Below are 19,462 nucleotides of genomic sequence, written 5' to 3'. Positions count from 1 at the left end.
TTAGATCGCGTACCGTAGACCTAGCGTAAAAGCATCGGTGTCTTTCATTTGGATTCCTTCCACCCGCTGATAAAGTGGCTTGCCATAAGACGCACCAGCTTTAAAATCGCGTAAAAAAGGTTTGTGTCCAAAAGAGAAATTTAGCGCAAAATTTGAGTGCATCTTAGTAAATCCCGTATTTCGAGCGTCGGCTGTGGTAACCATCATCGAATTGAGCATGTCATCGGTTCCGGTCATACTAGACTGCTTCTTTCCTGTCAACTGAGCCGCCGCGCTCATCCAATTGGTCAGCTTATAGCCCACCCATGAATGGACTGCAAGCTCATTTCCCCATCTATATCCTTCGGATGATTCACCTGTACGGATGGTAACGAGCGGTTGAAATCCCCAGCTAAGGGACTCCTTTGAACCTTTGTAGGTTCCACCAACGGTGAAATCAACTGTACCACTGCCAAGTTGCATCGGATAGGGCAATCTCATGCCCTCAGCCATTGGCGTATCATCCTGATTTTTGATGCTTCCCGTCGGAATGCTGACTGAAGTATTTAAATGCAGCGATGTTTTTGATTCACTGATTAAGCCATATAGTGCACTGATTTTCATGTCTCCTACTCCTTGACTTTGGGTGCTGAAATTCATTCCCATCCTGGTACTCAAGTCCATTTCATTTCTTTGGAAGTTTTGCATAAGCATCAGGGTCAGTTTGTCAGAAGGTGCGTACATCACTCCTACCATCAGCATCTCCATACGCATCGCCTGCGGTGCAACCATATAATCTTGAAAGATGGCCATATCATTGATATCGTCTGACCCTTGCAGGTTGCCTTCCATGTCCATCAGCATGTATCTGGCAGATACCATCAACCCACCTTTGTGGTGTAAGTGATCTCCCATGATACCAATGGGCGCATAGGCGTCCGGTCGATTGTGATGATGCGTTGGGTGATCCAACAGCCCAAACCTGGAATCTTTGAACCGCTTCTTGAGTTCTTCCCAATCATAAATCTCGCCGCCCTGAGTTTTTTGAATGCGCTCCGCAATTTCCTTTGATGAATAGGCTGAAAGGTATGCTCCCATCGGGCTTGCGATTTTTTTACTTTTTAGATAGCTCGCCGATTTGGCCTCTATCAATGAGCCGGCTTTTTCATAGTCTGCTACAAGTAGTTTTTTGAAAGTAGATTCATCTTCGTCTTTCAAATAATTGACGAGACATTCTATGGCATCAAATTTTTGTGAAGTGCTGTTTTCATCAACTGCCACTGCTACAAATTGCTGATCCTTGATGTACATGTTGCAATGTGAGCAAACATCTTTTCCAAGGTTTACTACATCTTGAGCAATGATTGATCCGATCACAGCAAAGCATGTGATGAGGGAAACTAAAACTTTCATGACATTGGGTTTATTTTAATTCAAATTCTGCTTTGAGTTCTGACCAATTGAGCGACTGTCCAGCAACATCTTTCATGGTCTCAGTTCGATCATTTTCATTTTCAAAAGCGGTCAAAAACTCTCCCATTGGGCTGGGAATTGATTGAGAAACGAGGTAGTGGGCTGCAGTAGCATCCGCCAATTTTCCTGGATTTGTGTAGTTAGTCACCAGGTAATGCGCTACTTCTGGATGCTCCCATTCTTTTAGGTCGTTGAGCATGCATTCTATTGCATCGTATTTGAATGCTTTGCCAGTGGTAATCACCACCTGCGCTGCATGCTGCTTGTCTACGATGGTCATTTTGCAAAAAACGCATGCATCCTGACCGTAGCTTATGGGCTGTGGGCCGGATGAACATCCAGCGACTAATCCCATTGCAAGTAGTGCCGTTATGACCTGCACACTTGCTTTCTCTTTTTTTGCTTTTACGAAAGCCAATACAGACAATGCCATTCCCAAAAACATCAGGTATGCACCAAGTCTCGGCATAGAAATGGCTCTGAAATTCAGGATCATCTTAGCCCCTATCAATGGTGGCTGGTAGGCCATCGGCTCTCCGTCATCATCCGTGAATTTGATGGCCGCATTTTCCTTTAAGTCGTGCCCATAATCGTACTCCCACTGATAGAAATCGTACATGGCGATGGTTCCTAAAATGAGCATCAGTGCAAACCAGCCAATGTATAACTTTCGCTTGCCAATGAAAGCGATGATTACTCCTAAAACGATCATCCCTATGGCTACTTTGGGGAAGATGCTAAACTCAGGAATTGTCTCCGGAATATCCTTCATCCCTACATAGTGATTCATGATGTTAATGTTCTTGATGTCATTCGGATTGGCATCTTCAAACTTATTGATGTGAATATCCATCCCTATGGCATCAGGATATTGAGGCGCCTCTAAAGTGATGTTCCACAATGGCCATAAAAAAAGACCGCTGAGCAAAATTGCCCCTATCAACATGTATAGCTGAGATCGTTTCATAATGCTTTCTTATTTTGGGGGAAATGGTGGGCTGCCTCGCGCTTGCAAGACAGCCACATCAAAACCTAACTTACTACTCTCCGTCCAAGCTCCATTTCAATGGAACGTCTGCACCTTTTGCAGAAACCCTGACATATCCCTGCATTTCCTGGTGAAGCGCAGAGCAGAAGTCAGTACAGTAGAAAGGCCAAACGCCTTCTTTTCTTGGTTCCCAGATAAACGTCTCCGTCTGGCCAGGCATAATCAATAACTCTGAGGTATTGGCTCCTATCATACCTACACCATGAGGGACATCATAATCTTGCTCCAGATTGGTGATGTGGAAGTACACCTTATCACCCACTTTGATTCCTTCAATGTTGTCAGGCGCAAAGTGACTTCTGATGGTCGTCATGTAAATGTGCACTTCATTGCCCTCACGTTCTACCCTTGCATCTTTTTCCGTTTTTGTCGCATATGGATGCATGTTTTCTTCCAGCTTATAAAACTTGGTCTGATTCGGTTTTATCAAATCAGCTGGCGCCCCTGCTGCGTAATGTGGCTCACCTATGGTAGGGAAGTCGAGGATCAACTCCATTTTATCACCGGAGATATCGTACAGCTGTGCAGAATGTGCCAGCTCCGGTCCAGTTGGCAAGTATCGATCTTTTGTGATCTTGTTCATTGCCACCAGATACTTTCCGAAAGGTTCCTGAGAGTTTCCTCCTGGAATCATCAAGTGACCTACGGAGTAATACGTTGGCTGACGATCCAATACTTCCCATGTTCCCAGCTTCCATTTTACTACTTCAGAACTGATGAAGAAAGTGGTGTATGCATTGCCTTTCGCATCAAACTCGGTATGCAGTGGGCCTAAGCCAGCACCTTGAACTACACCAGCTACTACGTCATCATAATTTAGCACAGGGATACCGTATGCCTCTCCATCGAATTTCTCATTCTCAATGGCATCCAACATCTTAGTGAAAGAGTGAGCAGTCAATGCAGCGGCCAACTTACCACTACCAATGATATACTCACCTGAAGGATCAACATCACAGCCGTGAGGTGACTTAGGTGTCGGCAGGAAGTAAACCAATCCTGGATACTTGGAAGGATCCAAAATCTTCACTTCTTTCTTCATCGTGGTAGTAGCCATGTGTGTAGACTCACTATAAATGTTGTGAGCGTACTCAGTTTCCATCGTTTCAAACTGACCACTGGCTATGAGCTCTTCCGCTTTTTTCCAGTTGATGGCAGCTATGTAATCCTTATCATTTTGTGATGCGTTCACTTCCAGCAATGAATTCGCCTCCTCTGTGTTGTAGGTAGAAAAGAACATCCAGCCATGTGATTTCTTTCTTCCCGGGTGAGCAAGGTCAAAGTTGAAGCCCGGCATCATTACCTGAAAAGCTAGATCCATTTCACCGCTTTCCTGATCCACGCTTAAAAAAGTCAAGGCTCCTTTGAAATTGCCTTTGTATTCATCAATGGGAATGTCTCTTTGCGGCACTGGCACTGAAAATCGGGTGCCTGCTACCACATACTCGGTATTTTCAGTCACAAAAGATGAACTGTGATTACCTGCACTGTTTGGAATCTCAATGATCTCTTCTGTTTCAAAAGAAGAAAGGCTTATTCTCGCAATACGTGGTGTATTGTTTCCATTGATGAAGCACCATCGGCCATCAACTTTACCGTTTGTTTGAGATAGATCCGGGTGGTGGGCATCATCCCATGGCACAGGACCAAAAGAAGTGTTTAGCATGGGCTTAGTTTCTTCGTTGAAACCATAGCCTTTTTCTGCGTCTACAGAAAATACGGGTACCACTCTGAATAAACGTCCGGACGGAAGTCCATAAACAGAAAGCTGACCACTGTATCCTCCAGAGATAAACGCATAGAACTCGTCATGCTCACCGGGTGGTACAAAAGAACGCTCAGCCATATTGCTGCTGAGTGCACCTGATTGATTACCGCTCTGACCACAAGATGTGATAACGAAAAGAGCTGCAATCACAAATGCTTTGAATAAAATATGCATCTTAATCTTCATGATTGATAATTGTTATTTATTAGTTAGGTAAAATCACTTTGTCTACTACATTGATGACGCCATTGGAGGTCTGTATTGTGCCAATCACCTTGGCTCCTCCTACTGTGATCTCATCACCATCCACCACTACCTCCAGATAATCACCGGTGGCCATGTACAGTTTTCTTCCTTTTCTAGCCTCTTTTTTTAATGCTTCCACATTATAAGATCCAGGAGCTGCGTGTCGGGTAATTATGGTTGCTAGGTCTCCTTTATTCTCAGGCTTCAGTAGATTATCGAGTACTCCTTCTGGTAGTGCATCGAAGGCATCATTGGTTGGCGCAAAAACCGTGAGTGGTCCTGCATTGACCAATACATGTTCTATTTCTGCAGCTTGTACGCCTGCAACGAGCGTGGTGTGCGCGTCTGATGAAATGGCTACCTGTAAGATGTTTTTAGCAGACTCATCGTCCTGTACAGAAGCTTGACCTTTGGGGTGACTGGCTGCTTGATCTTCCTCGCCAGCTGTTTCACCTTGCGGCACGGTACACGATGCTATCATGACTGTCATGATGAGCATCAATAGATTTTTTAGGTGTTTCATATTCCTGATGTTTGGTTGTTTAAAGTGTTCGGAAGTATTCGAGTACTGCTCTGGCCTCATCCTCTGTCAGGTTCTGATTCGCCATGGGTGAACCATTGTAGTCTATCAAAAGCTGTTTGGCCATGGCATCTTTCTGTACCATTTCTTCCGGGTTCAATATCATGTTCATTACCCATGCTGGAGTTCTTCTCTCAAGAATGCCTTTTGGAGCTGGTCCAATAAACCTTTTCTCTGCTTTGTGACATGCTGTGCACTTAGCATCGTAGACTTCCTGACCTTTCAGTGCTAAATCCTGATCAATTTCAGCAGGTAGTGTAAATGCTTTGATCGGACCCACCCCATTGTTGCTTTCCCAATTTTCGTATGGATCAGCAGGTTCCATCTTGGCCTGCTCCTTGATTTGATCAATTTTACTTTTACCATCACCTCCGCCGCAAGCCGTCAGGATTACTATCGGTATGATTAACATTAAAGAGGTTAGCTTTTTCATAGTTGTTGTGTTTAGAGGTTCAAATTTTCTACCTATTGGCATCAATTACACTGATGATTTTCAAGGTTTTATATGATTTTTGTTTTATTTTAAGATTAAAAGACCTTTTTATCCTTTATTAGATTAAAAGAAAATCTATTTTAAGTTGATTGTACTATTTCTCAAGGCATTGTCCCTAATATCGGTGGCGAGTAAGGTCTCTTTCAGTTGCTCTTTTACAAGCAAAAATTGCTCATGCACCGGGCATGGTTGTGCACTGGAGCAGTGCTCCAATCCTAACACACACGCATCCAAAATTTGAGATCCATCTATGGCCAATACCACGTCAAGCAATCGTATTTCTTTTCCAACAACTAGCTCGAAACCACCTGTAGGCCCTTTGTATGAATTCAATAATTTACTTTTTACCAATTGCTGCAAAATCTTTGCTGTAAAAGCTTCGGGTGAAGCAATGGCCTCTGTCACTTCTTTCAACCCAGTCCGTCTCCTCTCCTTCTCATTGGCAGAGATATAAATCATGATTTTTATGGCATACTCGCAAGCTCGTGAAAACATTCCTTCCGATTAGTTTATGCTAAACTAACACTTTTACTTATTTCGGATAAAATTATCCTTTATTATGCGTGATTTAAATCAGTAGTCAACAAATCAACTGCTTTATACTGCTTTGCTAAATGGATGGGTTTTATTCTCACTGCACATTCTTGCATCTAAGGCAGAACAAATCACCCGAATGATCTCCCTCCCTTCTTCCCGCACACTCATCCCATCTTCATTATAAATGATGAATCCTTCAGCTTGCAATTGATCGAGTAACTCATAGTTGAGCAAAACGCCATATTCCATGAATTCAGATTCATGCCAGGAAGTCTTAAAATCACACATGAGGTTCAAAATGTGCTTTCTAAAGAACAAATCAGCTCTGGTATGAATATGTCCTTTTGTGATGGGTAGCAGCTCCTTATCTAAACATTCGTAATAGGCTGGAATGCTCTTTTCGTTTTGTGCAAATCCTGACCAACTATCGCTAATCGCGCTGACCCCAAGTCCTACTAAAAGCTTACTTGTGAAAGGCGTATATCCCATAAAGTTTCGATGGAGATCTCCTTCCTCTCGTGCTTCCAGAAGCTCATCGCCCGGCAATACGTAATGATCCATTCCCACTTCTTGGTATCCTGCTTTAATAAATGCGTCTTTACCGAGTTGCATGAAACCCCACTTCTCGTCACCATTTGGCAAATAGGCTTCATATGATTTCTGTGCTGGTCGCAAAGTTGGCACGTGTGCGTAACTGTAATATGCGATGCGTTCGGGTTTGAGTTGGATGATTTGCTCAAGTGTCTTTTGAACAGACTTGATGGTCTGACCCGGCAGCCCGTATACCACATCGTAGTTTACCGAAGTGTAACCTATTGCTCTTGCTTTGTCTGTGACGGCCTTCACCTGATCGAATGATTGCATTCGATTGATCAGTTTTTGGACGTTTAGGTCAAAGTCCTGAATACCAAAGCTTACGCGATTGAAACCTATGTCATGTAAGGTTTCGAGGTGCTTAGCCGTCGTATTAGCCGGATGACCTTCAAAGCTCATTTGAAAGTCTTTCGAAAGTGTTGCTTTGCTAATAATCCCTGTTAGAAGCTTATTCAAATTCTCGGGTGCAAAGAAGGTGGGCGTTCCCCCACCGAGGTGTATCTCTCTAATCAAAGGCTTTTCCGGGAGCATTGCTATGTATAGCTGCCACTCTTTCAATACATGATCCAGGTATGGCTCTTCTACTTGGTGATTCTTGGTTATCCTGGTATTGCATGCACAATAGGTGCATAGGCTTTCGCAAAATGGAAGATGGATGTAGATACTAACCTCTTTGCTACTCTCCCAAAAAGCGGACTGAAGTGTTTTTTGATACGCCTCTAAGGTAAAGCTCTCAGGCTGCCAAAATGGGACTGTTGGATAGCTTGTATATCTGGGAACGGGCTGATTGTATTTCTTCAGGTCTTGCATGGATCAAAATTTGGCTCAAAGCTATTTGGAGTCCGGGTGTTCAGTCTTGATGAACGAAAGGAGGATGTATGACTTATGTCATGAGACTCTAAGCTGCTCCCAGGAAGGCGCACGCTTACTATTATCATGCTGACAAGGGAGCGCCTACAGCCCGCAAACAGTTATTAAACCTGCCGCATTGGCTTGTACCATCTGATTGAATTGAGGAAATGTTGTCAGCAACCCTCTCAAAATCAGTAGGAAACCGGAAAGAATCGCGATGATTGTAACCGATCTGGGAATCATCGATTTTAGTCGTTGAGAGAAGATATTTCCTGCAAATGAAAGTGTCACCAGTGCTGGTAAAGTACCTAGTCCAAAAAATACCATAAATAAGGCTCCTTCGAATGGATTGGCTAAAGCAACGGCTCCTGCTGCAGCTACATAGGTCAATCCACATGGAAAGAAACCATTGGCTACACCACTTAAAAACCAACGCTTTCGCATGGAAAGGTTTTGGGACATGAACGACTTTAGCAGCTTGTAGAATTTAGATTCATAGTAAAAGCGCTCGATTGCATGCCGAATGGATGGGATACCATAGAGCAGAATGAGTCCAAAACCCAATACAAAAGCCATCACCTTTTGAACTTGAAACAATGCAGCGGTTGCTCCTAAAAGACCTAACAGGGTGCCGATAAAAACATACGTTAAAATCCTTCCTGTATGATAAAGGGTAAATCCTGATTTAGATTGCTTTGGCCCCATGAACGCCATCATCACCGGCCCGCACATACCTACGCAGTGTAGACTTCCAAAGAGTCCGATGATGAGCGCTCCTATCATTGAATGTAAATGCTTGATTGCTGATAAAAGTCCTGCTCATCTGTTTTCCATGTGATATTCACTCGGTAATTGCCTGCAACAAGCTCGGAACGCTCAATTTTTTGCACCTGATTTGTCAGCGAAATTTCAAACGTTCGATCAAAAATCTTTCGAGAAGGATGATAGAAGTGAATGCTTCCAGTGACCTCTTTATCCGGGAAAGTCAGCGTTACTTCACCTCCTTTTTGTTTTACAAGGACACTTTTCCCTGCCTCAGCTGCATTGGATAGCTTGTTGAGCTTTTGTTGGTAGTTGATTTCCTGCGCATAGTAGTCTTCTGCAACAAGATCAAAATCTTCCTGAAAAGCTCTCACCACCATATACCCAATGAATGCTGCAAAGAGTATGAATGCTATTACAATTTTATGTCCCCAGTTCATGTTTTTAGTAGTTAGGAGTCCGGAGTAAGTAGTAGTTCTTGCCTCTAAACTTTACTCTATCACTCATTCTTATATTCATTTTATTGCCTAGCTAGTACATTCCTCCTTCAACTCTCCATTCCTCAAGCTTCTTAAAAAGAAGGAATTACTTAATCTATATTGTCAATTATCCATTCTCCATTAATTCGTTGGTCCTAAAAACTTAGTCTCAACCGTCTGAACCAATTCATTCCCTGAATACACGCCAATGGAAATCATGGTGCTCATTTTAGTAATTTGAGAAGGATCTATGATCACAAAAAAAGCCCCTTCCCCTATTCCTTGCTCGGTGAGATCAATCTCACCGCCTACCATTTCTATTTGTCCTTTAGGTGTCAAGAGTTCAAACCTTACATCCATTGCGTTGTTGGTTTTGTTCACCATTTTCACCTGATACAGGTTGGTGATCATACCGTCGGCTCGTTCCTGGTACAGAATACCAGGTGTCCTCAAAATCGTCGTTTCAAAATCCGTTCGAATGAGCAATAAAGTAACCAGTACTCCCATCAGAGCAATCAAAACTCCTGAGTACGCCTTCATCCTTGATGTAAATTGAAAAGACTTTTTCTCAGCTATGTTTTCTTCCGAAGCATAGCGCACCAAACCCCTGGGTTTTCCGATTCGATCCATGATGGAATCACATGCATCTATGCATGCAGTACAGTTCACACATTCCAGCTGTGTCCCGTTTCGAATGTCAATACCTGTGGGGCATACAAAGACGCATTGCTTGCAGTCGATACAGTCGCCCTTATCCAATGCCTCCCGATCTTCGTCTTTGCGGAATTTACCTCGCTCTTCTCCTCGTACATGATCGTAGGCTACCACAACACTCTGCTTGTCAAGCAAAACGCCCTGAAGTCTTCCATATGGACAAATAGTTGTGCAAACCTGCTCTCGCATCTGACTAAAAACCCCATAGAACAGGCCAGTAAATACGACCATAGCAATGAACCCGCCTGTATTTTCTGCAGGGCCGCCTTGAATGATATTCCAGACCTCATTCACCCCGACAAGGTAAGCCATAAACGTGTGCATGATAAGCAGACTTACCAACACAAAGAGTATATGCTTGGTGGTCTTCTTTGAGATCTTTTCTTTATTCCATGGCTGCTTGTCCAACTTTTTTTGAGCCATATAGTCTCCTTCAATCCAATACTCTATCTGACGAAAAACACCTTCCATGAATATGGTTTGCGGACAAATCCAACCACAGAAAATACGGCCAAAAACCACTGTGAATAGAATGATGAAAACCAGGGATGTGAGCATTCCTATGACGAAAAGGAAGAAATCCTGTGGCCAGAAGACCTGACCAAAGATGATGAACTTCCGCTCGAAAATATCGAACAATAGGAATGGCTGACCATCCACCTTTATGAATGGTGCTCCCAGCAAAAACAGGAGCAGCAAATAGCTCACAAGTGAACGGTAGTTGGTAAACCTACCTTTCGGTTTCTTAGGGTAGACCCACACTCGCTTGCCTTCTTTGTCTACCGTAGACAGGTGATCTCTAAAAGTCTCTTCGGCCGTTTCCTGCTCTTGATATATGTCTTTTACATCTGCCATTGCTGCGTGTTAGCCATCCAAATATTTTGGTGGTTAGCGTTAAAATGAATTAGATTTTACTCTTCTATCTCAATATAAATCCCGACAATCGGGTTAGCAGCACTCACCGTCTTCCAATTCCGCTTCGTCATCCACAAAATTCGGATTTGATTCAGCATCTTCTTCTCCATTTTCTTCACCCTCGGTGCGCTCAAAAAGTTCACCTTGTGGCTCTTTTGGATTAGCAGCTGTATTGCCTTCCATGGTATAGATGTAGCTAGCTACTTGCTGCATTTTCTTTGGGGACAGCTGGGATTCCCAGGCAATCATTCCTTTGGAAGGAACACCATACTTGATCGTCTTGAATATGGATGGCATATCACCACCATGCAGCCAATATTGATCTGTGAAGTTGGGTCCGACACCTCCTCCTCCATCCGTCGCATGGCATACGGCACAGTTTGCATCATAAAGTGCCTTTCCAGCATTAATATTAGCGGTTTCTGTAGCTAGGGTGACATTACTTTCATCAATCAAATCTCCAAGAGATGCCAGATATGTCTTTACATCCTCTTCCGCTTGCATCATTTCTGACTGAAACTCCTCATCCTGGTTTTGCCCGGTTCCTAACACTTCGTAATTGATTAGGTAAACCACCGCAAAAACAATTGATACATAAAAGCCATATAACCACCACGGCGGCAACTTGTTGTCTAGCTCTCTGATACCGTCATATTCATGGTCTGTAGCAATCTCATGCTCCTTAGCCACAGGCACAGAGGCATTCATTCGATTCCATAATCTTCTCCAAAAACCAACACCCTCTTCTCCTTCGATGGCAGGAATCAATTCTGACTTTTCCTCTTCAATACCCATCTCAGCTCTCTTAAGTCTGAGCACCATTTTTAGGGCAATCAAAAGGACATACATGGCAGAAACTGCCACAATGCTTATCACAACCGTTAATCCCAGCACAATTTCCACTTTGTATTGCTCAAAAAAGCCTTGTTGCTCGGCAGCCTCTTGCCCAAACGAAAGTCCAGGTAAGGCAAAAATCAGGGTAATAAGAATATACTTAAGCCCTTCGTGTGCGATTGCAATTTTTCCAGTTGACATACGGAATCTTCCATTAAAAATTCCACGCTTTTTAAATGAAATATTGCTCTTAATTTTTATTGTCGATTTCATGATCAGTATCGTTTGAGTCCAACGGAATATTTGAAATATCATTGAATAACTTCTTGTCCGCTTTGAAGACATACACCGTAAGTGCAATGAAGAAGACGAAGAAGATGATAAAGGAGATCACAGGGTAAATCTCTATCCCCGCGATGGTCTCCATGTGATGTTTAATAAATTTCAGCATAGTTGTATGTTTAGTTCCCTTCAGCTACTCCTTCTACATTTTTAATATCAGTACCAAGTCTTTGCAGGTACGCGATCAACGCTATGATCTCCGCGTCACTACTCATCTTGATTCCTTCCAACTCGAGTCCTTTAGAGATCAATGCTGCCTGATTCTCTGCATCGACAACTGCTTGTGCATCGTATCCTTCTGGATATGGCACTCCAAGTGTCTGCATCGCTCGAATCTTTGCTGGCGTTCGTGCCTTGTCCCACTCCTGCTCAAAGAGCCAAGGGTATGGCGGCATAATAGAGCCTGGTGACATACTCGTAGGGTCAAGCATATGATAGAAATGCCAGCTATCCGGGTACTTCTTACCTATTCTATGCAAATCTGGTCCTGTTCGCTTGGATCCCCACTGGAATGGATGATCGTACACAAACTCTCCGGCTTTGGAGTATTCCAGGTCTACCGGATCATACCTCATCACTTCCGATCGGAATGGACGTATCATTTGCGAGTGACAGGTGTAGCATCCTTCTCTTACGTAGATATCACGCCCGTTTAATTCCAGAGCAGTGTATGGTTTCACCGTGGAGATCGTTGGTACATTGCTTTGGATCAGGAATGTTGGTACAATCTCAATGACCCCACCAATGGCTACCAAAATCAAACTCCACACAAGCATTCGCATGGGTTTCCACTCGAATATTCTTCTGTGCCAGTGTTCGCTTTTCTCGGGCTTGTAATCTTTCATCAATGGTGCAGCCTGCGCCTCAGTTGTCGGCTGGAAGGTGCCCGCACGTGCCGTTTTAATCAAGTTGTACACCATCACAAATACACCGGACAGATACAGGAGCCCTCCGAATGCTCTCAGCGCATACATTGGAAGAATCTGGGTAACTGTCTCAAGGAAGTTGCTGTAAACAAGCGTTCCGTCCGGGTTGAATTGCTTCCACATCAAGCTCTGTGTAAAGCCAGCCCAGTACAAGGGAATCGCATAGAACAGGATACCCATGGTGCCAATCCAGAAGTGAACGTTTGCCAGCTTCTGTGAATGAAGTTTGGTTCCGTAAAGCTTCGGGATGAGATAATACAGCATTGCGAATGTCAGGAAGCCATTCCAGCCTAGTCCACCAATGTGCACGTGTCCAACTATCCAATCAGTAAAGTGTCCAATTGCATTCACGTTTTTCAACGACAGCATAGGTCCTTCGAAAGTGGCCATACCGTAGCATGTTATCGCCACAACCATGAATTTCAGGATTGCATCTTCTCTTACTTTGTCCCAGGCTCCTCTTAATGTAAGGAGACCATTGAGCATACCACCCCATGATGGCGCGATCAGCATGACGGAAAATACAACACCCAGTGACTGAGCCCAGTCGGGTAAGGAATTGTATAATAAGTGATGCGGACCAGCCCAGATATAGATAAAGATCAGCGCCCAGAAATGAATAATGGAAAGTCTGTATGAGTAGATCGGACGACCGGATGCTTTCGGAATGAAGTAGTACATCAGCCCGAGGTATGGTGTAGTAAGAAAAAATGCCACTGCATTGTGACCGTACCACCATTGCACTAGCGCATCCTGTACTCCTGCATACCATGAATAGCTTTTCATGAAATCAATAGGGAGCGCAAAAGAGTTCACAATGTGTAGCATGGCTACCGTCACGAATGTGGCTATGTAAAACCAGATCGCTACATACAAGTGACGCTCACGTCGCTTTATGATGGTCATGAACATATTCAAACCGAACACCACCCAGATCAGCGCGATAGCTATGTCAATGGGCCATTCTAATTCAGCGTACTCTTTGCCTGAGGTCATTCCTAATGGGAGTGTGATCGCTGCTGCTAATATGATCAACTGCCATCCCCAGAAGTGAATCTTACTCAGGAGGTCGCTATACATCCGTGTCTTGCATAGACGCTGAAGGGAATAGTATACTCCCGCAAAAATTCCGTTCCCCACAAATGCAAAAATCACTGCATTGGTATGCAGTGGTCTCACCCGTCCAAACGTGGTATACTGTAATCCGAAGTTGGCTTCTGGCCACACAAACTGGCATGCGACAAGAAGTCCCACCGACATGCCGACAATTCCAAAAATCGTTGTAGCGATCAGGAAATTGCGAACCGTGGTGTTGTCATAATGAAAGGTCTCAAGACCTACTTTTTGGTTGTTTTCTGACATGGGTCACTAGGTTTATCATCATCGAATAATATTCGGATAGATGGTGTATAATCATCCTCAAATTGCCCTGAGCGAGATGCCCATAGGAAAGCTCCGAGGAAACTACCTGCCAATAGCAGGCTACATGCGATAAGGATAAATATTACACTCATAATCCGATGACAAGATTAGCGGAGTGCCGAAGGTTGACTAATGAGGCGTGTTAGGGCGAGGGATGATTTTTGTCAGGTGGCTCGCAGCGACAGGCTATCAATCTTGGACTTCCAGTTTTTTGACATGACAAAGATCATTATCCATGAAAGCGATCATCATCCAATAACTGCGCACATATTTGGACTATTGCGGTAATTAATGCAAGCGAATGAAGAAAGTTGTGGTTAAAAGCCCATTGAGCATCAGCGTCACTTTTCTATGGATTGGTTTCGTGTGCGCCATCAGCTTCATGGAGGCATGGTTGAAATTTCAAGCCCCTGGCATCACTATTCCGCTAGGCTTAGGTATTGGCAGGTTAGTTTTTAGCGCACTCAATAAGGTCGAAATTGTATTGGCAATATCGTTGATCATTAGTTCAATAGCGGATAAGCAGATCAAGACCAAAGCATTTGCTGTACTGGGGATCACAGTATTCATCTTACTTCTGCAAACTGCATGGCTCTTACCTGCACTTGATGCCCGAGCGGAGTTGTTTATTCAAAATACACCTCCCCCTTCTTCATACCTCCATCTCACCTACATCATCCTTGAATTCATCAAAGTGACCCTCCTGTTTATTTATGGCATCAAACAATTCAATTTCAAAACACATTAATTCAATTTTATGAAAATACTACCCACACACGTAATTAGCCAGCTAGTAGCGGATGATTATCGAGCAGCCACCATCTTCAAGGAACGAAACATTGATTTTTGTTGCAATGGCAATCGCACCATTGCAGAAGCTTGTAAGCTGCAAAATATCGATGTAAATGAAGTCTTAGCAGAACTTGAAGAAATCTGTAATGGAAACGGTGCGCCAATAGATAACTTGAAAGATTGGAATCCAGCTAAGCTAGCCGACTATATTATTGAGAAGCATCACACATATGTTGAGAAGAAGCTACCTGAACTGACAAGCTATCTAGCCAAAGTTGCAGCAGTGCACGGTGCTACAAATCCCGAAGTAATAAAAATACATGAGCTCTTTGAAGCATCAGCTGGTGAGTTGGCTGTTCACATGAAAAAAGAGGAAATGATCCTATTTCCCTTCATCAGAAAAATGATGAAAGCAAAGGAAACGGGAAGTCCATTAGGTCCTCCACATTTTGGAACTAGTGAAAATCCAATCGCTATGATGCGTCATGAACATTCGACCGAAGGCGATCGCTTTAGAGAAATGGCTGAGTTGAGCAATAATTACACGCCTCCTGAACATGCTTGCAACACTTACAAAGTGAGTTATGCAATGCTTCAAGAGTTTGAGAATGATCTACACAGACATATTCATTTGGAGAATAACATCTTGTTTCCCAAGGCATTAAAGCTCGAAAAAGAATTGATGGAATCGAACCAATAAATATCACTATCTAGGCTGACGGGCATCATTCCAAACTGACTTGAAAGTAGGGATATTAGGTAACAACCAAATCAGTATAACTATGGACATTTCAGTAATTATTGCACGAATGATCTGTGTCGTTTACTTATCCGTTGGGATGGGCTTTGCATTTAGCACTGCATACTATAATCAGGCTTTCAGGAAAATCGTAAATGATTCAACATATCTCTTCTTAGGTGGATGGGTAGCCACTTGCATGGGTGCCGTTTTGGTACACATTCACAATTTATGGGTCAATGATTGGCGATTGCTCATTACCATTATCAGTTGGACCATCCTACTAAAAGGAATAACTCTTCTCGCTTTTCCACGAGCAATCAGACTGTTTGAGGAGTGGTTTACACCGCGAGGAATTCAGAACTACTTTTTACCGATCGTAATTATGCTTGGCCTCATCTTTGGATACTTCGGGTTCTTTGCTTAATCCAGCAAAATCTCTCTGGATTTAATATCCGCAGAGATTTAGGCTATTGCCTTTACATGAATCTCAGGGTTCATGACGATTTCGGATTTGATAGAGTTGGAAATCAAACAGGCACGTTCGGATTTTTGCAATACACGAACAGCGCGTTCACGATCTTTTTCATCCATGATCGTTACTACAGGCTCAAGGATGATCTGAGTCATGAGGAACTTTCCTTCCACTTGTTCCAATTTTCCTTTTGAGCTACAGCTAAAACTTTCAAAGGCCAGGTTTGAATTGTCCGCAATAGCCAAAAAAGTGGTCATCAGGCAACTGCTAACAGATGCAGTAAACAGATGTTCTGGCGACCATATTCCTGGTATCCCTTTTGGAAATTCCGGCGGAGTTGCCACCTCCACACAAGTGTTGGAGTCTTGGTTAAGTTCTGGCGAGCACATGACACCCTTACGATCCTTGCTCCAATTAATATCTACCGTATACATATGTGGCTCCATGCTCATTGATTTTAAGATGAAGCACAAAAAACAACTATATAACCGAATTAAATGGTGATTTTAGTCAGCCGCCAAACGGATTATGATCAGGTTTTTCAGGGCTATACTCCAATCATAAATTACTAACTTCAACAGGTGAATATTCGAGTAAAATTTCTTGGCGGAGCTGGTTCGGTTACAGGTTCCAAATTTCTGGTGACCATAAACGATTACAATTTGCTCATTGATTGCGGCCTCTTTCAGGGGTTGAAAGAATTGCGAATTAGAAATTGGGATGACTTACCTATTCAACCCTCTTCCATAGGTGCTGTAATTCTGACACATGCGCACATCGATCATTCAGGCTACCTCCCTTTGCTTTACAAAAATGGCTTTGGTGGAAAAGTTCATTGTTCTGAGCCTACTCATGAGCTGGCAGAAATACTGCTGACTGATAGTGCTAAGTTGCAAGAAGAAGAAGCAGAATTTGCAAATAAGAAAGGTTATTCAAGACATCATCCTGCAAAACCGCTCTATAAAGTCAAGGATGCATTGGAAGTACTCCATGCATTTGAGTCCCACCCGTTTGATCACACATTTCGCGTTCAGGATACGGTTGAAATTCGTTTCTTTCATGCGGGTCATATTCTAGGGGCAGCCAGCGTTGAAGTCAAGATTTATACAAGCCAGGGTGTCAAATCACTCGTGTTTTCAGGAGATCTTGGCCCCATGCACAGCCCATTGCACCTTCCTCCTTCCAATCCACCAAATGCTGATATTCTATTTATGGAGTCTACTTACGGCGGTAGAAATCACAGCAATCAGAACCTGGAAAATGAATTGAGGAAGGTAATCATTGAAAGCGATGAGCGCGGTGGGTGTTTATTGATACCCGCATTCTCTCTTGGTCGCACGCAGTTAGTCTTGTATTATCTATGGAAGATATTCCAGAATATAAGATCAAGGCCCATTTATGTAGACAGCCCCATGGCCATCAGTGTCACTAGGTTATACAAGCAGTTTACTGGTTATCATCGACTAAATAGCGACAGTGAGTTTGGACACCACATTTTTGACGCGCCCTTTGTGCATTACGTGACTGAGCAAAGTAAATCCAAGATGCTAAACACGATTAAGGACAAAGCCATCATCATCTCTGCAAGTGGTATGGCCACAGGCGGTCGCATTCTACATCACCTCTACCATCGATTGCCCAATAAGCAAGACACCATCCTGTTTACTGGTTTTTTACCGGAAGGTACAAGGGGGAAAGACATTGCTGACAAAAAAGCATCCGTGAAGATCTTTGGGGAAGATGTGAGCGTAAACGCCGCAGTGCATGTTTTGGATGGCCTTTCTGCCCACGCAAATCAAGACGAATTGATTCAATGGAGTAGCCACATACATGAGCCTCCCAAAATGACTTTCCTGATTCATGGAGAAAAAGAGCAGGCGGCAGTCTTAAAAGAAAGACTCGCCGGTCGTGGATGGAATGTCACCATACCAGACTACCTGGAAGGTTTTACGCTATTTGATCATATCTAAAGTTGCCAGGATGTATAATTGCTTGACTTTAATGCTCCTGTATGAGACTTAATCAACAGCTCAAAAAAATCATTTTTATAACCATTGCCTGGACTGTTGTTTCAATATTTAACTACATGATTGGCTGGGCAGCCGTGGTTGATGCCAATTTCATTTGGGATGCCAATTATGACATTGGAAAGATCAATCATGTACAAGGCATCTATATCAGTGTACTTACTGCGCTATTTGCTGGTATCATTGGCGGAAGTGCCATTGTCTTTCTCTGGGAAAGCTGGCTGAGGAGTAAGCCTTATGGGTGGACTTTAACGAGTATTCTGATCTCCTATGTGATCATTTTCAATCTCGTTACCATTCCTGTTATATTATTCAACAACACATACGACAAATCCTATGGCATCTTCAGCGCAGAAGGTTGGAATCATGTCGAAAACGCCTACAGAAGTCCAAGTCTCTTGGTTCCTTTCTTCTTCTGGTTAGTCATTGTACTCCTCACCCTGATTGTTTTTCAGGTAAATGACAAATACGGCCCTGGAGTATTTAGCAAATTCCTGATGGGCAAATATTTTAACCCCACTCGCGAAGAGCGTGTGTTTATGTTTCTTGACTTGCGCTCTTCTACGACTATTGCAGAAAAGTTGGGTGAGGAACAATACTTCCATTTTTTAAAGGAAGTATTCCAAACGGTGACTCCTGCAGTTTTAAAAAACAAAGGAGAGATATACCAGTACGTTGGGGATGAAATGGTGGTGAGTTGGGAAAAGAATCAGGGAATAAAGAGCAACCGGTGTGTCAACTGCTATTTTGATGCACAGCGATTGCTCAATGAAAAGGAAGAGTATTTTATCTCAACATACAACATACAGCCAGAATTCAAAGCAGGGCTGCATTACGGTCATGTAATGGCCGGTGAAATTGGCGTTATTAAACGTGAAATTGCTTACTCAGGAGACGTACTCAATACTGCCGCCAGAATTCAGTCAAAATGCAATGAATATGGTGTAAACATGCTGGTTTCGGATGCATTGATTGCCCAGTTGGATATTGCAAAAAAGCAAACCAAAAGTCTAGGTCATATCGATCTTCGAGGCAAATCCAAAAGCATTAAACTATACGCCATTGAGGAAGTATAGAACTAATTGGTCTGCAAATGATGATGATATGTCAACCTTATAGTTCGTGAAGACACGAACCACGGCGCTCAAAATGATGTTAATGTGATGATATGTCAAAATTTAATGAATTAATCAATGGAGATCAGCCAGTGCTTGTTGATTTTCATGCCACCTGGTGTGGTCCTTGTCAAACGATGGCTCCAATTCTGGAAGAGCTAAAAACTGAAATAGGTAACAAAGCAAGGATCATCAAAGTGGATATAGACAAAAATCAGGCAGCTGCTCGACAGTTCAATGTAAAAGGTGTACCAACCTTCATTTTGTTCAAGAACGGTCAGCAGGTATGGAGGCAATCAGGAGCTATCCCAAAACATATGCTAGAGCAGGCAATAGAAAGTGCCTAAATT

Annotated in this window: 21 protein-coding genes; 6 read left to right on the top strand and 15 right to left on the bottom strand. The window is 43.1% G+C overall.

What is annotated here, in order from left to right:
• The 14 genes from ABJF57_RS18910 to ccoS all read right to left on the bottom strand — a co-directional run bounded on the left by ABJF57_RS18910 (nt 1) and on the right by ccoS (nt 14,056).
• A complete protein-coding gene (locus ABJF57_RS18910) occupies nt 1-1,392 on the bottom strand; it encodes a nitrous oxide reductase accessory protein NosL (RefSeq protein ID WP_462232909.1) in 1,392 nt (463 codons plus the stop codon).
• A gap of 10 nt (nt 1,393-1,402) precedes the next feature.
• The gene (locus tag ABJF57_RS18905; RefSeq protein WP_462232908.1) at nt 1,403-2,419 is read right to left on the bottom strand and encodes a nitrous oxide reductase accessory protein NosL; all 1,017 of its coding nucleotides are present in this window, start codon (nt 2,417-2,419) and stop codon (nt 1,403-1,405) included.
• 73 nt (nt 2,420-2,492) lie between these two features.
• Nucleotides 2,493-4,454 (bottom strand): Sec-dependent nitrous-oxide reductase, encoded by a 1,962-nt coding sequence (gene nosZ / locus ABJF57_RS18900; RefSeq protein WP_462232907.1) that lies wholly within the window; start codon nt 4,452-4,454, stop codon nt 2,493-2,495.
• Nucleotides 4,455-4,473: 19 nt separating this feature from the next.
• Nucleotides 4,474-5,037 carry a fasciclin domain-containing protein gene (locus tag ABJF57_RS18895; RefSeq protein ID WP_462232906.1) on the bottom strand — a complete coding sequence of 188 codons (564 nt, stop codon included), beginning with the start codon at nt 5,035-5,037 and terminating at the stop codon, nt 4,474-4,476.
• Nucleotides 5,038-5,056: 19 nt separating this feature from the next.
• Nucleotides 5,057-5,527 (bottom strand): c-type cytochrome, encoded by a 471-nt coding sequence (locus ABJF57_RS18890; protein WP_462232905.1) that lies wholly within the window; start codon nt 5,525-5,527, stop codon nt 5,057-5,059.
• A 135-nt stretch (nt 5,528-5,662) separates the two neighbouring features.
• Nucleotides 5,663-6,082 (bottom strand): RrF2 family transcriptional regulator, encoded by a 420-nt coding sequence (locus ABJF57_RS18885; protein ID WP_462232904.1) that lies wholly within the window; start codon nt 6,080-6,082, stop codon nt 5,663-5,665.
• A 102-nt stretch (nt 6,083-6,184) separates the two neighbouring features.
• Nucleotides 6,185-7,528, bottom strand: a complete 1,344-nt coding sequence (gene hemN, locus ABJF57_RS18880; RefSeq protein ID WP_462232903.1) for an oxygen-independent coproporphyrinogen III oxidase — start codon at nt 7,526-7,528, stop codon at nt 6,185-6,187.
• A gap of 144 nt (nt 7,529-7,672) precedes the next feature.
• The gene (locus ABJF57_RS18875) at nt 7,673-8,353 is read right to left on the bottom strand and encodes a sulfite exporter TauE/SafE family protein (protein ID WP_462232902.1); all 681 of its coding nucleotides are present in this window, start codon (nt 8,351-8,353) and stop codon (nt 7,673-7,675) included.
• On the bottom strand, nt 8,350-8,772 hold the full coding sequence (locus ABJF57_RS18870; protein ID WP_462232901.1) for a FixH family protein: 423 nt from the start codon (nt 8,770-8,772) through the stop codon (nt 8,350-8,352). The genes ABJF57_RS18875 and ABJF57_RS18870 overlap by 4 nt, the downstream gene beginning before the upstream one ends.
• Nucleotides 8,773-8,952: 180 nt before the next feature.
• Nucleotides 8,953-10,380, bottom strand: coding sequence for a cytochrome c oxidase accessory protein CcoG (ccoG, locus tag ABJF57_RS18865; RefSeq protein WP_462232900.1), 1,428 nt, complete (start codon nt 10,378-10,380; stop codon nt 8,953-8,955).
• A 93-nt stretch (nt 10,381-10,473) separates the two neighbouring features.
• Nucleotides 10,474-11,547 carry a cbb3-type cytochrome c oxidase N-terminal domain-containing protein gene (locus ABJF57_RS18860; protein WP_462232899.1) on the bottom strand — a complete coding sequence of 358 codons (1,074 nt, stop codon included), beginning with the start codon at nt 11,545-11,547 and terminating at the stop codon, nt 10,474-10,476.
• Nucleotides 11,525-11,725 (bottom strand): CcoQ/FixQ family Cbb3-type cytochrome c oxidase assembly chaperone, encoded by a 201-nt coding sequence (locus ABJF57_RS18855; RefSeq protein ID WP_462232898.1) that lies wholly within the window; start codon nt 11,723-11,725, stop codon nt 11,525-11,527. The genes ABJF57_RS18860 and ABJF57_RS18855 overlap by 23 nt, the downstream gene beginning before the upstream one ends.
• Before the next feature lie 10 nt (nt 11,726-11,735).
• Nucleotides 11,736-13,904, bottom strand: a complete 2,169-nt coding sequence (ccoN, locus tag ABJF57_RS18850; protein ID WP_462232897.1) for a cytochrome-c oxidase, cbb3-type subunit I — start codon at nt 13,902-13,904, stop codon at nt 11,736-11,738.
• The gene (ccoS, locus tag ABJF57_RS18845) at nt 13,880-14,056 is read right to left on the bottom strand and encodes a cbb3-type cytochrome oxidase assembly protein CcoS (RefSeq protein WP_462232896.1); all 177 of its coding nucleotides are present in this window, start codon (nt 14,054-14,056) and stop codon (nt 13,880-13,882) included. Before ccoS ends, ccoN begins: the two co-directional genes overlap by 25 nt.
• 209 nt (nt 14,057-14,265) lie before the next feature.
• Here ccoS and ABJF57_RS18840 point away from each other — a divergent pair, with 209 nt between their 5' ends.
• From ABJF57_RS18840 to ABJF57_RS18830, 3 genes are all read left to right on the top strand, one after another.
• On the top strand, nt 14,266-14,712 hold the full coding sequence (locus tag ABJF57_RS18840; protein ID WP_462232895.1) for a hypothetical protein: 447 nt from the start codon (nt 14,266-14,268) through the stop codon (nt 14,710-14,712).
• Between the two features lie 9 nt (nt 14,713-14,721).
• On the top strand, nt 14,722-15,456 hold the full coding sequence (ric, locus tag ABJF57_RS18835) for an iron-sulfur cluster repair di-iron protein (protein WP_462232894.1): 735 nt from the start codon (nt 14,722-14,724) through the stop codon (nt 15,454-15,456).
• Nucleotides 15,457-15,538: 82 nt separating this feature from the next.
• Nucleotides 15,539-15,922, top strand: coding sequence for a hypothetical protein (locus ABJF57_RS18830; RefSeq protein ID WP_462232893.1), 384 nt, complete (start codon nt 15,539-15,541; stop codon nt 15,920-15,922).
• Nucleotides 15,923-15,960: 38 nt separating this feature from the next.
• Here ABJF57_RS18830 and ABJF57_RS18825 read toward each other — a convergent pair whose 3' ends face one another.
• Nucleotides 15,961-16,416 (bottom strand): OsmC family protein, encoded by a 456-nt coding sequence (locus ABJF57_RS18825; RefSeq protein WP_462232892.1) that lies wholly within the window; start codon nt 16,414-16,416, stop codon nt 15,961-15,963.
• A 135-nt stretch (nt 16,417-16,551) separates the two neighbouring features.
• Here ABJF57_RS18825 and ABJF57_RS18820 point away from each other — a divergent pair, with 135 nt between their 5' ends.
• The 3 genes from ABJF57_RS18820 to trxA all read left to right on the top strand — a co-directional run bounded on the left by ABJF57_RS18820 (nt 16,552) and on the right by trxA (nt 19,459).
• Entirely contained in the window at nt 16,552-17,940 is a 1,389-nt protein-coding gene (locus ABJF57_RS18820) for an MBL fold metallo-hydrolase RNA specificity domain-containing protein (protein WP_462232891.1), read from the top strand.
• A 41-nt stretch (nt 17,941-17,981) separates the two neighbouring features.
• Nucleotides 17,982-19,073 carry an adenylate/guanylate cyclase domain-containing protein gene (locus tag ABJF57_RS18815; protein WP_462232890.1) on the top strand — a complete coding sequence of 364 codons (1,092 nt, stop codon included), beginning with the start codon at nt 17,982-17,984 and terminating at the stop codon, nt 19,071-19,073.
• A 92-nt stretch (nt 19,074-19,165) separates the two neighbouring features.
• Complete coding sequence (trxA, locus tag ABJF57_RS18810) at nt 19,166-19,459, top strand: thioredoxin (RefSeq protein ID WP_462232889.1); 294 nt, start codon at nt 19,166-19,168, stop codon at nt 19,457-19,459.
• Nucleotides 19,460-19,462 lie beyond the last annotated feature (3 nt).

It is taken from the genome of Ekhidna sp., assembly GCF_039940915.1.
In the GTDB taxonomy this organism is placed as follows: Bacteria; Bacteroidota; Bacteroidia; order Cytophagales; family Cyclobacteriaceae; genus Ekhidna.
Note: the sequence above shows the minus strand (reverse complement) of the source record. Positions and strands in the feature narration are given on the sequence as shown.

Excerpts from the sequence above, each read along its gene's own strand:
- ABJF57_RS18875 (WP_462232902.1), bottom strand. The coding sequence starts at position 8,353 with ATGATAGGAGCGCTCATCATCGGACTCTTTGGAAGTCTACACTGCGTA.
- ABJF57_RS18910 (WP_462232909.1), bottom strand. The coding sequence starts at position 1,392 with ATGAAAGTTTTAGTTTCCCTCATCACATGCTTTGCTGTGATCGGATCA.
- ABJF57_RS18830 (WP_462232893.1), top strand. The coding sequence starts at position 15,539 with ATGGACATTTCAGTAATTATTGCACGAATGATCTGTGTCGTTTACTTA.
- nosZ (WP_462232907.1), bottom strand. The coding sequence starts at position 4,454 with ATGAAGATTAAGATGCATATTTTATTCAAAGCATTTGTGATTGCAGCT.
- ccoG (WP_462232900.1), bottom strand. The coding sequence starts at position 10,380 with ATGGCAGATGTAAAAGACATATATCAAGAGCAGGAAACGGCCGAAGAG.
- ABJF57_RS18895 (WP_462232906.1), bottom strand. The coding sequence starts at position 5,037 with ATGAAACACCTAAAAAATCTATTGATGCTCATCATGACAGTCATGATA.
- ccoN (WP_462232897.1), bottom strand. The coding sequence starts at position 13,904 with ATGTCAGAAAACAACCAAAAAGTAGGTCTTGAGACCTTTCATTATGAC.
- ABJF57_RS18815 (WP_462232890.1), top strand. The coding sequence starts at position 17,982 with ATGAGACTTAATCAACAGCTCAAAAAAATCATTTTTATAACCATTGCC.
- ABJF57_RS18825 (WP_462232892.1), bottom strand. The coding sequence starts at position 16,416 with ATGGAGCCACATATGTATACGGTAGATATTAATTGGAGCAAGGATCGT.
- ABJF57_RS18855 (WP_462232898.1), bottom strand. The coding sequence starts at position 11,725 with ATGCTGAAATTTATTAAACATCACATGGAGACCATCGCGGGGATAGAG.
- ABJF57_RS18890 (WP_462232905.1), bottom strand. The coding sequence starts at position 5,527 with ATGAAAAAGCTAACCTCTTTAATGTTAATCATACCGATAGTAATCCTG.
- ABJF57_RS18905 (WP_462232908.1), bottom strand. The coding sequence starts at position 2,419 with ATGAAACGATCTCAGCTATACATGTTGATAGGGGCAATTTTGCTCAGC.
- ABJF57_RS18840 (WP_462232895.1), top strand. The coding sequence starts at position 14,266 with ATGAAGAAAGTTGTGGTTAAAAGCCCATTGAGCATCAGCGTCACTTTT.
- ccoS (WP_462232896.1), bottom strand. The coding sequence starts at position 14,056 with ATGAGTGTAATATTTATCCTTATCGCATGTAGCCTGCTATTGGCAGGT.
- ABJF57_RS18870 (WP_462232901.1), bottom strand. The coding sequence starts at position 8,772 with ATGAACTGGGGACATAAAATTGTAATAGCATTCATACTCTTTGCAGCA.
- hemN (WP_462232903.1), bottom strand. The coding sequence starts at position 7,528 with ATGCAAGACCTGAAGAAATACAATCAGCCCGTTCCCAGATATACAAGC.
- trxA (WP_462232889.1), top strand. The coding sequence starts at position 19,166 with ATGTCAAAATTTAATGAATTAATCAATGGAGATCAGCCAGTGCTTGTT.
- ABJF57_RS18860 (WP_462232899.1), bottom strand. The coding sequence starts at position 11,547 with ATGAAATCGACAATAAAAATTAAGAGCAATATTTCATTTAAAAAGCGT.
- ric (WP_462232894.1), top strand. The coding sequence starts at position 14,722 with ATGAAAATACTACCCACACACGTAATTAGCCAGCTAGTAGCGGATGAT.
- ABJF57_RS18885 (WP_462232904.1), bottom strand. The coding sequence starts at position 6,082 with ATGTTTTCACGAGCTTGCGAGTATGCCATAAAAATCATGATTTATATC.